General features: G+C 60.2%; 14 protein-coding genes. 1 reads left to right on the top strand and 13 read right to left on the bottom strand.

Annotated elements, in window-relative coordinates:
- Window positions 1-36: 36 nt before the first annotated feature.
- The 13 genes from yidD to HHJ06_RS10650 form a co-directional block, all read right to left on the bottom strand.
- Entirely contained in the window at window positions 37-285 is a 249-nt protein-coding gene (gene yidD, locus HHJ06_RS10710; protein WP_102715493.1) for a membrane protein insertion efficiency factor YidD, read from the bottom strand.
- The gene (gene rnpA / locus HHJ06_RS10705) at window positions 282-653 is read right to left on the bottom strand and encodes a ribonuclease P protein component (protein WP_286010602.1); all 372 of its coding nucleotides are present in this window, start codon (window positions 651-653) and stop codon (window positions 282-284) included. Before rnpA ends, yidD begins: the two co-directional genes overlap by 4 nt.
- A gap of 64 nt (window positions 654-717) precedes the next feature.
- On the bottom strand, window positions 718-903 hold the full coding sequence (rpmH, locus tag HHJ06_RS10700; protein ID WP_012420297.1) for a 50S ribosomal protein L34: 186 nt from the start codon (window positions 901-903) through the stop codon (window positions 718-720).
- A gap of 210 nt (window positions 904-1,113) precedes the next feature.
- On the bottom strand, window positions 1,114-3,225 hold the full coding sequence (locus HHJ06_RS10695; protein ID WP_215429623.1) for a glutamine synthetase III: 2,112 nt from the start codon (window positions 3,223-3,225) through the stop codon (window positions 1,114-1,116).
- 274 nt (window positions 3,226-3,499) lie between these two features.
- Window positions 3,500-4,336, bottom strand: coding sequence for a D-hexose-6-phosphate mutarotase (locus tag HHJ06_RS10690; RefSeq protein WP_215429621.1), 837 nt, complete (start codon window positions 4,334-4,336; stop codon window positions 3,500-3,502).
- Entirely contained in the window at window positions 4,333-4,971 is a 639-nt protein-coding gene (gene pdxH, locus HHJ06_RS10685) for a pyridoxamine 5'-phosphate oxidase (protein ID WP_215429619.1), read from the bottom strand. Before pdxH ends, HHJ06_RS10690 begins: the two co-directional genes overlap by 4 nt.
- A gap of 20 nt (window positions 4,972-4,991) precedes the next feature.
- The gene (nadC, locus tag HHJ06_RS10680) at window positions 4,992-5,855 is read right to left on the bottom strand and encodes a carboxylating nicotinate-nucleotide diphosphorylase (protein ID WP_215429617.1); all 864 of its coding nucleotides are present in this window, start codon (window positions 5,853-5,855) and stop codon (window positions 4,992-4,994) included.
- Window positions 5,856-5,871: 16 nt separating this feature from the next.
- Complete coding sequence (locus HHJ06_RS10675) at window positions 5,872-6,768, bottom strand: polyprenyl synthetase family protein (protein WP_215429615.1); 897 nt, start codon at window positions 6,766-6,768, stop codon at window positions 5,872-5,874.
- Window positions 6,769-6,808: 40 nt separating this feature from the next.
- Window positions 6,809-7,819, bottom strand: coding sequence for an aspartate-semialdehyde dehydrogenase (locus HHJ06_RS10670; protein WP_215429613.1), 1,011 nt, complete (start codon window positions 7,817-7,819; stop codon window positions 6,809-6,811).
- Between the two features lie 155 nt (window positions 7,820-7,974).
- The gene (locus tag HHJ06_RS10665) at window positions 7,975-8,664 is read right to left on the bottom strand and encodes a hypothetical protein (RefSeq protein WP_215429606.1); all 690 of its coding nucleotides are present in this window, start codon (window positions 8,662-8,664) and stop codon (window positions 7,975-7,977) included.
- A gap of 101 nt (window positions 8,665-8,765) precedes the next feature.
- Entirely contained in the window at window positions 8,766-10,145 is a 1,380-nt protein-coding gene (locus HHJ06_RS10660) for an L-serine ammonia-lyase (RefSeq protein ID WP_215429604.1), read from the bottom strand.
- A 69-nt stretch (window positions 10,146-10,214) separates the two neighbouring features.
- The gene (gene trxB / locus HHJ06_RS10655) at window positions 10,215-11,144 is read right to left on the bottom strand and encodes a thioredoxin-disulfide reductase (protein ID WP_215429602.1); all 930 of its coding nucleotides are present in this window, start codon (window positions 11,142-11,144) and stop codon (window positions 10,215-10,217) included.
- Window positions 11,145-11,220: 76 nt separating this feature from the next.
- Window positions 11,221-11,859, bottom strand: a complete 639-nt coding sequence (locus HHJ06_RS10650) for a hypothetical protein (protein WP_215429600.1) — start codon at window positions 11,857-11,859, stop codon at window positions 11,221-11,223.
- Window positions 11,860-12,305: 446 nt separating this feature from the next.
- Here HHJ06_RS10650 and HHJ06_RS10645 point away from each other — a divergent pair, with 446 nt between their 5' ends.
- On the top strand, window positions 12,306-12,851 hold the full coding sequence (locus HHJ06_RS10645; protein ID WP_215429598.1) for a GNAT family N-acetyltransferase: 546 nt from the start codon (window positions 12,306-12,308) through the stop codon (window positions 12,849-12,851).
- Window positions 12,852-13,015 lie beyond the last annotated feature (164 nt).

The raw sequence follows: 13,015 nt of genomic DNA, 5'->3' as shown, positions 1-13,015 counted from the left end.
TGAAGTTGGCAGGTAGGGAGGGGAGAGAAAGGTAATTTAACGCGGCGTGCGGGCCGGAGGCACGGGATCATACCCTGAGCCGCCCCACGGGTTGCATCTTAAAATGCGCCATGTTCCAAGAAGAAGGCCGCGCCATGCCCCGTGAAGCCGGACAGCCTGAATGAAGTATTGGGAGCAGGTGGGAGTGTAGCGGCAGCCGCTGCCGGGGCCCCCCAGTGCATGCAGGGGAGCGCTGATGAAGGTTTGATAGCCCCGTACCAGGGCAATGAGCAGCCATTTCATCATGCGTTGTCTTTTTCCCGGGAAAGAAGTTGCAGTTTGAGCTTGCGGGCGGCTTTCTGCCAGTCCCGCTCCAGATCGGCATAGCTGGCTTCCACGGCCCGCCAGCGGAGGACGCACACCAGGTGCACGCCGTTTTCAAAGGGGGCGCCGTGCTCCCTCAGGATTTCCCGCACGCGCCGCCGCAGTTTGTTGCGGACGACGGCGCAGCCGATTTTCTTGGTGCAGATGATGCCGAATTTGGAAGGGTCTTCCGGATGTTCCAGCGGGGCGGCACTTAAAACAATAAGCCGACCTGCTACGGATGGTCCCTCGTTGCGTACCCGGGCAAATTGAAATGCCCTGGTCATGCTTTGTTGACGAGTAAGACGCATCTCCCGCGGGTCGGCCCGTGAAAAGAAGTTCCAAGGAGGCGTTAACCGAGTCCTGGCGGCTGAATTAACGGCCGTGCTGGATGGTGTGGCGCTTGTACTGGATTTCGGCTCCCTTGGGAAGCAGGCGCTTGCGGCCTTTGGCGCGGCGGCGGCGGATGATGTCTGCTCCGTTCTTGGTAGCCATGCGTGCACGGAATCCGAACTGACGCTTGCGGCAACGCTTGGATGGTTGATAAGTCCTCTTGCTCATGATGTTGAAAGATGCTTCTTGTGAATTACTAGATTCAGTGCCGTCCGTCTAAGCGGCCTATGCACAACCGGACGGAAAGGATAACTATTTTGGCTGTTTTGTCAATCCGTCAGGCGATTAATTTGCCGTTTTTCTTGTTGGTGGAACTGGATTTAGTGATATTTATGATTGATAGTCAATAATTTTCTCTTTTGAGGAAAGGCTGTTGTTTTACAGAAAGAGCAGTTCCGCATACGTGGGAACGGGCCACAGGTCTGCGTCCGTCAGGCCTTCCAGCATGTCGATCGTGCTTCTCAGATTGTCCATGCCGGACTGAATGTCCTTTGTGCTGGCGCGGTCCACGGCCTGGCGGAGTTCCTTCACCTGGGTGGGGAGGAGGTCCAGCAGCGTGCCGATCTGGTTGGCGCGGTCCACGGTGGATTTCATGCCTGCCTTGATTCCGGCGGCTTTCATCTGGGCGATGGCGGTGGTGAGCTGCGTGAGCTGCTCCGTCACGGCGGGAATGTACAGGGTTTCCACCATCAGCAGGGCAGTTTCCGCTTCAATGCTGATTTCCTTGTAGAATATTTCCGTCTGGATTTCATGGCGGGCGTGGAGCTCCACGGGGCTGACCACCTTGTATTTTTCAAAGAGGGCCTTGGCCTTGGGCGTTTCCAGGGCGGCCAGGGCTTCAATGGTGCCGGGGACGTTGGGAAGCTTGCGGCGTTCCGCCTCTTCAATCCAGGCCTCGCCGTAGCCGTCTCCGCTGAAGAGGATGCGCTTGTGCTTCTTGATGATGCCCTGGAGGTGCTTGTTCAGCGTGGCGTGGAATTCCTCCGGATTGTCCTTGACGGGTTCCAGAAGGGTGCAGATTTCATCCAGGCTTTCCGCCACGATGGTGTTGAGCACCGTCATGGGCCATGCGCAGGTCTGGGAGGAACCTACGGCGCGGAACTCGAATTTGTTGCCCGTGAAGGCGAAGGGGCTCGTGCGGTTGCGGTCGGAGGCGTCCAGCGGGAACATGGGCAGGGTGTCCACGCCGATGTTGATGGTCTTCAGCGTGCGCGCCTTTTTGGTGCCGCCCTTTTCAATCTGCTCAATGATTTCATCCAGCAGGTCCCCCAGGAAAATGGAGATGATGGCGGGAGGCGCTTCGTGGGCGCCCAGGCGGTGCTCGTTGCCGGATTTGGCTACGGAGGCGCGCAGCAGGTCGGCGTGTTCGTCCACGGCCTTGATGGTGGCGCAGAGCAGGGTGAGGAAGATGGCGTTTTCCTGCGGGCTGGAACCGGGATTCAGCAGGCTGCCGTAACCGGGCGCGGAAAGGGACCAGTTGTTATGCTTGCCGGAGCCGTTCATGCCGGAGAAGGGCTTTTCATGCAGCAGGCAGACCATGTCATGTTTGTTGGCGGTTTTCCGGAGCACTTCCATGACCAGCATGTTGTGGTCCACGGCCAGGTTCTGGCTTTCAAAAATGGGCGCGATTTCAAACTGGCCCGGCGCCACTTCATTGTGGCGTGTTTTGGCCGGAATGCCGAGCTTCCAGAGGGCTTCGTCCACGTCCACCATGAATTCCAGCACGCGGTCCTTGATGGAGCCGAAGTAGTGGTCTTCCATCTGCTGGTGCTTGGGGGGAACATTGCCGAAGAGGGTGCGGCCGCACATCATCAGGTCTGGGCGCAGGGCGTAAAGCTGCTTGTCCACCAGGAAGTATTCCTGTTCCGCGCCCAGATCCGCGCTGACGTGGATGTTTTCCGGCCCTCCGAAGCAGGCGAGCAGCCGTTTGGCCTGGCGGGTGACGGCGGTCATGGACCGCAGGAGGGGGGTCTTTTTATCCAGCGCCTGTCCCTTGTAGGAGCAGAAGGCGGTGGGGATGCAAAGGGTGGCGCCGTTTTCCGTGCGCTTGATGAAGGCGGGGCTGGTTGGGTCCCACGCGGTGTAGCCGCGCGCTTCAAAGGTGGCGCGCAGGCCGCCGGAGGGGAAGCTGGAGGCGTCCGGCTCTCCCTGCACCAGGCTCTTTCCGGAGAACTTGAGCTCCAGGTTTCCTTCCGGGTCCACGTCCACGAAGGAGTCATGCTTTTCCGCCGTGCTTCCGTTCAGGGGCTGGAACCAGTGGGTGTAGTGGCTGGCGCCCTTTTCCAGGGCCCACGTCATCATGGCCTGGGCCACTTCATTGGCAATGTCCGGGTCCAGCTTCTCGTCCTTGCGGATGGTTGCCAGCAGTTTCTTGTAAACGGGACGCGGCAGGTAATCGCGCATGGTCTCCATATTGAAGACATCCTGACCGTAAATTTCCGCAATAAAAGTTGCGGCGTCGCCAACATCGGAAGGTGGGTTTGTATGCATCTTGGTAGGGAACGCGCCAAAAGGCTCGGAATCTACCAAACCTTAAAAGGGGGTTTTTTGCAAGCCGAATCCTGCCGCAGAGGCTGGAGTAGCGGCGTTTCAGGGAACAAAAGTTCCGGGTGCGCCCAATTTCCGCCTTGTGGGGGGAGGCTGCCTTTCACGCTCCCCCCTGTACGGAGAAATGGCGCGGAATTGTTCCGGCGGCCTTTTCTCCCGGAAGGGGCTCCCGTCCGGGATTGCCTTGATCCGCAGATGAAAGGGAGGGGAATACCCGCTATTTCAACGGCCCTACCGTGATTTTCTGGCACATGGTATGAGTCTGTCCGGAGGCGAGGGGAATACAGCGCGACCCGGCATTCCCCACTTCCACGCACAGGAATTTGTTCCAGGATGCCGCGCCCAGGTCCGCCATGTTTTTGGCACCCTGCTGTCCCGGGTTCCAGACGATGACGGAAGAGGCGTGGCTCCGTTCCACCGTGATGGCGCGGTTCAGCACGAGGTCCTCCAGCACTGTTTTTCCCGAGCAGGCGGGGCAGTCGTAAACGCGGTCCAGGCACCCCAGGGGCGCCAGCGGGCGTTCTCCGTGCTTCATGGGCCGGGCCGCTTCTTCCCGGAACGGGATGCCGTCCAGTCCGTGAACGCGGCATTTGGTCAGGTTGCCCACGGCAAAGTAGTTGTGGAAGGCTTCCGTGAGCTTGCAGGGTTGCGTGCGCGCGGTGGTTTCCAGCTTCATGGCCAGCGTGCGGCCCAGGGCCAGGCGCAGGATGGCGGCGGGGAAAGCCTCGTCTTCCGGATAGAAGGCCAGGGAAAGCAGGACGTTCCCCTCCTTGTCCGTCTCCTGGTGGTGGAGGCGCCATTCGGAGATGCGCGCCACGCCGTGGGACGGGGCGTCTTTCCGCGGTCCGAACCACGGCCAGCAGATGGGAATACCGCCGCGGATGGCCTTGCCGGGAGCAAAGACCGCATGGGGGGAAAGGAAGAGGCATTCCTCCTGTCCTTCCGGCTTCCATGAGGTGAGGTGCGCGCCCTGAAGGCACAGCGTGGCGGTACAGAGCGGTGTTTCCACGTCCAGGAAAGTGATTCCCTGGTCTGTTGCGCGCGGGGTAATCATGGCTGGAGGCGTTCGATCGTCCAGGAGCCGTCTTCCTGGAGCTTGTACATGAAGCGGTCGTGAACGCGGCCGGGGCCGCCCTGCCAGAATTCAAAGGTGTCCGGAATGATCCGGTAGCCGCCCCAGAAGGAGGGCAGGGGGATTTCTCCCTTGGAGAATTTGTTTTTCAGCTCCATGAGCTTCATTTCCAGCAGTTTTCTTCCGGAAATGACGGAGCTTTGCTGGGAGACCCACGCGCCGAGCTGGGATTCCTTGGGACGGGTGAGGAAGTATTTCAGGGATTCCGCGCGGGAAACCTTGACGGCTTTTCCGTAAATGATGACCTGGCGTTCCAGCATCACCCAGGGCAGCATCATGCAGACCTGCGGGTTTTCCGCAATGTCATGGGCCTTGTGGCTGCCGTAGTTCGTGAAAAAGACAAAGCCCGTCTGGTCAAAGTACTTGAGCAGCACCGTGCGCAGGGACGGCCTTCCCTGCGCGTTCACCGTAGCCAGGGAGAAGGCGTTCGGTTCCGGAATGCCCGCCTTCAGGGCCTGCTCAAACCAGGTTTGAAATTGTTCAAAGGGGTTCTCCGCCAGGTCTTTTCTGTGCAGCTGGCCCTTGAGGTATTCTTCTCTGAAATTGGACAGGTCCATGATGGGTTGAAGGATAAATGTTATTCCACGCTGAAGTCCAGCCCCAGGTCCAGGGAAGGGGCGGAGTGGGTGACGTAGCCCACGGAGACGAAGTCCACGCCGGATTCCGCAATGGCGGCCACCGTATCCAGATTGACGCCGCCGCTCGCTTCCATCAGGGGCGTGGCGCGGTCGCCGCGCATGGCGACGGCCTGCTTCAGCATTTCCGGCGTCATGTTGTCCAGCAGGATGTGGTCCACCCCTTCCAGCTTGAGGAAGGACTCCACCTGTTCCAAGGTGTCCGCCTCCAACTGGATTTCCACGCCGGGCTTCTCCGCGCGGAGGGTGTTGATGCACTGTTGGAGGTGTTCCGTATTGCCGTCCGTCATCAGGTGGTTGTCCTTCACCATGGCGCGGTCATACAGGCCCATGCGGTGGTTGGTGCCCCCGCCGTGGGCCACGGCCGCTTTCTCCAGCAGGCGGTAGCCGGGCGTGGTCTTGCGGGTGTCCAGGATGCGGGCGCTGGTGTGGGAGACGGCCTTCACGTATTTCCGGGTAAGCGTGGCTACGCCGGAAAGGCGCTGGATGAAATTGAGCGCGGTGCGTTCCGCTCCCAGGATGGAGCGGGCGGAGCCTTCAATGAGCATCACCACGGCGCCGGGCGCCACGGCTTCCCCGTCGTGCAGGTACACTTCCACCTTCAGGGTGGGGTCCACCTTGCGGAAGACCTCCGCCGCCACGTTGACGCCGGAAAGAACGCCTTTCTTGCGGGGCGTCAGGATGGCTCTGGCGGTCAGGTGTTCCGGGACGAAGTAGGTGGAGGTGACGTCCCCGGAGCCGAAGTCTTCGGCCAACGCCAGGTTGATCAGGGTTTCCACGTTGTCGGATACGGTTTCTGCGGGCATGAATGAAAAATGCGGCTTAATATTCGCGGTTGAGAAGGTAATTGGCCAGTTCCACCAGGCGGGTGCGGCGTTCTTCAGGGAAGATCATCAGGGCGTCCAGGGCTGCCTGGGTGCGGCATTTCGCCTCGGAACGGGCTCCGTCCATGCCGATCAGGGCCGGGCAGGTGGATTTCTGCGCGTTCACGTCCTTGCCGGCGGTCTTGCCGAGCTTTTCCGTGGAGGCGGTCAGGTCCAGGATGTCGTCAATCACCTGGAAGGCCAGGCCGAGGTTGTAGCCGAAGTCCGTGATGGCTTCCAGCTGGGCTTCCGTGGCGTTTGCGGACATGGCGCCGAAGCGGAGGGCCGTGGTCAGGAGGGCGGCCGTCTTCCCCTCGTACACGGCGCGCACTTCCGGCTCGGAAAGCTGCTTGTGCTCCCCTTCCAGGTCCAGTATCTGGCCGCCGATCAGCATGGTGCTGCCTCCGGTGGCCGCCAGTTCCTTGACGTAATCCCGGACCGTATAACGTTCCGTATCATCCGCCTGGGCGATCACGGCGAAGGCTTCCGTCAGCAGGGCGTCCCCGGCCAGAATGGCTACTCCTTCCCCGAAGGCCTTGTGGCTGGTGGGCTTCCCGCGGCGCAGGTCGTCATTGTCCATGGCCGGCAGGTCGTCATGAATCAGGGAATACGTGTGCATCATTTCCACGGCGCAGGCGGGCACCAGGGCGTTCACCGCCAGGCCGCCGCAGGCTTCCGCCGCCGCCAGGCAGAGCACGGGGCGCATTCTCTTGCCGCCCGCGAACATGCTGTAGCGCATGGCCTTGTGGATGGTTTCAGGTCTCTCGTCCTCAGCAGGCAGGAGCCTGTCCAGCGCGGCGTCAATCAGGGCGCACTGTTCTGTAATGTAATCGTTCAGGGATTGTTCTTCACACATGACGTTAAGGAATGGGTGCGGGGATAGTGGATGATATGGTTCAGCGGCTGACCAGAAGTTCCGCGATCTGTACGGCGTTCAGGGCTGCTCCCTTGCGCACCTGGTCTCCCACGACCCAGAGGGCCAGGGCATTGTCAATGGCCATGTCCGGGCGGATGCGCCCCACATAGCAGGTGTCCCCGTTGGTGCTGTCCAGCGGGGTGGGCCAAACGCCTTCCGCAGGGTTGTCCATCAGGGCTACGCCGGGCTTTCCTTCGTAGGCGCCGCGGGCCGCTTCCACGTCCACGGGCTGCTCAAACTGGGCGGTCACGGAGATGGAGTGGGAGCGGTACACGGGCACGCGCACGCAAGTGCACGTTACCTTGAGCTCCGGCAGGGAAAGGATTTTGCGGCCTTCGTTAAGCATTTTAAGCTCTTCCTTCGTATAGCCGCTTTCCGTGAAGGAGTCTATCTGGGGAAGAAGGTTAAAGGCGATCTGGTGCGGATAAACGTTTTTCACTACGGGATGGCCGTCCACCACGGCGCGCACCTGTGATTCCAGTTCCGTAATACCGTGCTGCCCGCTGCCGGAAACCGCCTGGTAGCTGGAGGCAATGACGGTTTTCAGGCCGAAGCGCTGGTGCAGGGGGAAGAGCGCCATCAGCGTAATGATGGTGGTGCAGTTCGGGTTCGCGATGATGTTGCGGGGGTGGTTGAACGCCGCCTCCGGATTGATTTCCGGCACCACCAGGGGCACGTCCGGGTCCTGGCGGAAGGCGGAGGAATTATCAATCACCACGCAGCCCGCGGCTGCGGCAATGGGGGCGAACTTCAGGGAAATGCCGCCGCCTGCGCTGAACAGGGCAATGTCCACGCCTTCAAAGGATTTCTCCGTCAATTCTTCCACAGTCAGCATTTCTCCCCGGAAGGCGACCTGTTTTCCGGCGGACCGTGCGGAGGCCAGAAGCTTCAGGGAGCCTACGGGAAAGTTGCGGGTTTCCAGGCAGGACAGGATCTCAACGCCCACCGCTCCGGTGGCGCCGACGATGGCAACATGGGGTGCTTGGTTCATGATTGTGTCAGAAAATGGCGGAATTCAGTCCGCATGGGCATGATGATAAAGGTTTTTTCCAAGAAAAGCAATACGGGATCGGCAGCAGATGAACAGCGCAGGTTAATATGAAAGCTATAAGCAGTATTAACTATTCACTGTTAACTGTTACATGCTTATTTAACCCACTTCCCCACGCCTTCCGGCAGCCTGCCGTCGGAGACGGGGCCGTAGCGGGTGGATTCCATATTGCCCCAGAGGGGCACGCCCACGATGCGCCTCCACCAGCGGGACATGCTGGCTCCGGTATAGCATCCGAAGCTCCAGCAGTCGGACCGCGGGGTGAAAATATCCCGGCGTATCCGGTTCAGGTCCGTTTCATGAATCCATTCCGTGGAGATGGCCATGATGTTGTTGCCGTAGTCCAGCATCCACGCAAAGCAATTGGAATGGCCGAAGTAGTAAAAGGATTCCACCGTGTCCCCCCGGAAGCGGGGAGAGGAGTTCAGAGCGCGGATGGCCTGGTCCGCGCTGTCCACCCAGACGAGCTTGATCCTGTACTTGGAAGCCAGGTCCGCAATCCAGCGGGTATAGGGCTTGCCGTCCTCCCGTCCGCGGGTCGCGTAACCCGGACGGTAAACGATCCAGGTGATTCTGGCGGAGGGGTCTTTCTGCTGGATCTGGGCGATGCGGATGGTGGAAGCCCTTACAAAGTTGGCCCACCAGTTGTCATGCCTGTCAGGCTGGATTCTGAGCCCCTCCCATTGTCTGAGGGCGGGGCCGCCGCACATGACGACGTGGACGGCCTGGGACAGTCCCGTGCCGCCCAGCAGCAGGGCCAGAGCGAGAAAAAGGCGTGAAAACATGCCCGCACCCTACCTTTGCTCCCCGTATCTGTCAACCCGCCGCAGCGTTTTTTAAGGGAACAGACACATATGGAATCCCGTGGGATGATTTCCGTTTCCCTTTAGCAATTCACCACATTCACGGCCAGTCCGCCCTGGGCGGTCTCCTTGTACTTGGACTGCATGTCCCTGCCGGTATCCAGCATGGTGCGGATGACCTTGTCCAGCGGAACGAAGTGGGCGCCCGTGCCGCCCATGGCAATGCGGGCGGCGTTGATGGCCTTGATGGCGGCAATGGCGTTGCGTTCAATGCAGGGAATCTGGACGAGCCCCGCGATCGGGTCGCAGGTGAGGCCCAGGTTGTGTTCCATGCCTATTTCCGCGGCGTTTTCCACCTGATGGGGCGTTCCGCCCAGGTACTCCGCAAGAGCCGCCGCAGCCATGGAGCAGGCTACGCCCACTTCCCCCTGGCACCCTACGTCCGCGCCGGAAATGGAAGCGTTCTTCTTGTACAGGATGGCGATTCCTCCCGCGGTGAGCAGGAAACGGTGAACGGCGTCCGGGTGCGGGGAAAAACAGAATTTGGTGGCGTAATTGAGCACGGCCGGAACAATGCCCGCCGCTCCGTTGGTGGGAGCGGTGACGATGCGGCCGCCTGCGGCGTTCTCCTCACTCACGGCAATGGCGTACAGGTTGATCCAGTCCATGATGGAAAGAGGGTCCTTCAGGGCTGATTCCCCGTGCACCAGAAGGGATTTCCGCAAGGTCTTGGCCCGGCGCGGCACTTGCAGGACGCCCGGCAGGTTGCCGCGCGCGCTCATGCCGTTGGAAATGGACTGCTTCATGGTGGCCCAGATCAGGTCCAGCTTCTCACGGACTTCCCGTTCCGGGAGCAGGGCGCATTCATTGGCCATGACAATGGAGGAAAGGGGGCAATCCCGTTCATCCGCCATGCGCAGCAGTTCTTCCGCGGATTCATAGGGGAGGGGGAACGGTTCCCTGTCCGGTTCCTCCGGATGCAGGAGTTCCTGCTCGGAAGCGACAAAGCCGCCTCCGGTGGAATAAAACACGGCGTCCTCCACCGGTTCCCCGGCCTGGTTGACGGCGGTGAACAGCATCCCGTTGGGATGCAGGCGCAGAGGCTGGTAGTGGGAAAGGTCCAGGTCCCGGGTGGGGGAGAAACGGACGGACTTTTCTTCCGTGACGGGGAGCGTCTCCTGCTGGTGCAGGCGGCCGATTTTTCCGGGAATGCTGCGCGGCTCCACCGTATGGGGTTCTTCCCCCAGCAGGCCCAGCATGATGGCCGTGTCCGTGCCGTGCCCGTGCCCGGTGGCTGCCAGGGAGCCGTAGCATTCACAACGGATGCCCGTAATTTCCGGCAGCCGGGGGGAATGGCGTATCTGTTCCAGAAAACGGTGCGCCGCCCGCATGGGGCCTACGGTATGGGAGGAGGAAGGACCTATCCCGATGCTGAAAAGCTCAAAAATGCTGTAATGGTGCATGTCCGTTTTCCTGTGGTGGAACAGGGCCGGAATTCCCGCGGGAACTCCGGCCCGTTCCGAAAGACGGGCTTACAGGCCCAGCAGGTAGCGTTCCGCCTCAATGGCGGCGCCGCAGCCCATGCCGGCGGAGGAAATGGCCTGGCGGTAGTGGGGGTCCGCCACGTCTCCGGCGGCGAACAGGCCCGGCGTCCTGGTTGCCATCAGCCCGGCTTCCCGGATGATGTAGCCGGCGGCGTCCCGGTCCACCAGGTCTCCCAGGAAAGAGGTGTTCGGCGTGTGGCCGATCGCCATGAAGACGCACTTGACGGGCAGTTCCGTTTCATCCCCTTCCACCAGGTCCTTCAGCATGACGGCTTCCAGTTCCCCCTTGTCGTCCGTCTTGTAGCTCACGATGGTGGAATTCCACATGGGGAAAATCTTTTCATTGGACAGTGTGCGCTCCGCCATGATTCTGGACGCGCGGAGCGTGTCCCGGCGGTGGATCAGGTAAACCCGGGAGGCAAAGCGGGTCAGGAACATGGCCTCTTCACAGGCGCTGTCTCCGCCGCCCACCACGCACACGGGCACGTCGCGGTAAAAGGCTCCGTCACAGGTGGCGCAGGCGGTAAGGCCGTGGCCGATGAGGCCTTCTTCTCCGGGAATGCCCAGATAGCGGGCGGAAGCGCCCGTAGCCACAATGATGCTGCGGGCTTCGTAATCCTGTCCGCTGGTTTTCACGGTAAACAGCCCGGTGGCTTCATCCCTGACCACGCTCTTGACGTCCTCATACGCAAACCGGGTGCCGAACTTTTCCGCCTGCTGCTGCATCAGGAACATCAGGTCCGGGCCCATCACGCCGTCCGGAAAGCCGGGGAAGTTTTCCACTTCCGTGGTGGTGGTTAATTGGCCGCCGATCTGGGAGCCCGTAATAAGGAGGGGGGAGAGATTGGCCCGGGCGGTGTAAATGGCCGCCGTGTAGCCCGCGCATCCTGCGCCGATGATAATGACTTGTTCGCTCATAATACGTGTAAGTGATCGCCGCAATGGTAAAGGGGGAACATCCGTTTTGCCAGTAGATTCTGCGCTATGCGGCGGGTCACTGTCCGGCAGCTCCGGAACGGTTCTTTGCGGGCGGCACGAAGAGCTGCCGGCACGTGTCCATGGCGACGGTTTGCAGCTTCCTGGCCCTGTCTGCGGAAATGCTGCACAGGGTCACTCCTTTCAGGGACAGTTTTCCCGGCAGGCCTGCGGGAGACTTGCCGAACAGGGTACAGTACAACACGCAGGCCGCCAGATAGCTGCCTTCTGCCGTAGGGTGCTGACCGTCCGCCTGGTACAGGGGGATGCCGGGATGGCGCTTGAGGCAATTCTCCCAGGCGATGCCTACCGGGGCTACGGCAGCTTTTTCCCGGCGCGCAAGTTTCAAATACGCCTCAAGGAGGGCTTTTTGCTCCTGCGGCTCCGGAACGCCGGAAGCGCTCTTCCTCCCCCACGTCAGAAACAGGACGGGCGTGCCGTGGGCGCTCCGGATGCAGGAGCACCATTTGCCGCCGAATTCCATGGTCCGCTCCGGAGCCACGACGGGAGTGGCGCTCTGGTCCTGGAGAATGACGAAGTCCCAAGCCGTCCCTTCCAGCTTCTTGCGTGCGCCCCCGTCATGCCAGTGGGACTGGAAGGAAGCTGCCGGAGCCGCGTGCATGTGCACGTCCGGCCTCAGTCCCCGGGAATCTGCCATCGCCTTCACCATGGCGGGCATGCAGTTGAAAAACGTATAGCTGTTTCCCAGAAAAAGAATGCGGCTTCCGGGCCGTGCGGGGGCGCAGCGGGGCCAGGGGCCCTCTCCATGCGGCTCTTCCTGCGCCCGGAGGGAACAGGGAAAAACTGCCCAGGTAAAAAACAGCGGCAGGAAAAATTTTATGCCCGGCATCATGAGTTGAATTTAACCCTGATGTTTCCGGAATGGAACTTCAAACGGATGGAATATGGAGGGGAATCTACTATTTCTGCACGCTGATCGGCGTATCTTCTTATTTTATTTATTGCCAACGGTTTGCATAATGTGTTGAAAAATGTGCATCATTCTGGGAGTGAACGTGTTAAACCGGAACAGCCTGCCGCATGACTGGAGAAGTCTTTCCGGGAGCCTTGCCGAAGGAGTGCGGGTGTGGTTGGATACGGGGCATGAAGCCTGAAGCGTTGACCAAGCACTGCGTAACGGGGGTGGATGATCCCCTGTTCCTGGACTCCCTGGATATTTACCGGACAAGTTTTCCGGTGCATGAACAGCGGCGCGTTCAGGATTTTCCGCTGGCGTTTCAAGACCCGGGCTTTTGTTATGAAGTGTTCTTAAACGGGAAAGGACGGGTTGTTGCCATGCTGGTGAGCTGGCGGCGGGAGAAGTTCGTGTATCTGGAATATTTTGCCGTGGATGCCTCCCTGCGCGGCCAGGGCGCCGGACAGAGGATTCTGGAGGAGCTGAGGGACGCTTTCCCCCGCAAGGTCATTCTGGAGATTGACCCGCCGGAGGATGAAATCTCCCGCCGCCGCCTGGGCTTTTACCAGCGCCACGGCTTCGTTCCCAACCCCCAGTTTGATTACATCCATCCCCCCTATACGGATGAAGGCACGCCTTTCCCACTCCTGCTGATGACGCATGAGGACTTGCTGGATGAGGAAACATACCGGAGCTTTGTGGATTTCCACCACAACCACGTAGTGGCAAGATAAGTTTTTTCCGGAAAAAGAGGCGTCGGAAATGTTTTTGGCTCTTGAGCCTGCTCTCGTGTTGTTTTTGCGGGTTGGTGTTTTATTTCATTATTGTCGTATTGCACCGTTTTTTCTGCCTTCAACCCGCCGGAAATGTTGAATATCATGTATGAAGTATCTACCAA

Origin of the sequence: Akkermansia muciniphila (genome assembly GCF_018709685.1) — a bacterium.
Taxonomy (GTDB): Bacteria; Verrucomicrobiota; Verrucomicrobiia; order Verrucomicrobiales; family Akkermansiaceae; genus Akkermansia; species Akkermansia muciniphila_E.
The sequence above is the reverse complement of the archived record's forward strand: the minus strand, read 5'-3'. Positions and strand labels throughout refer to the sequence as shown.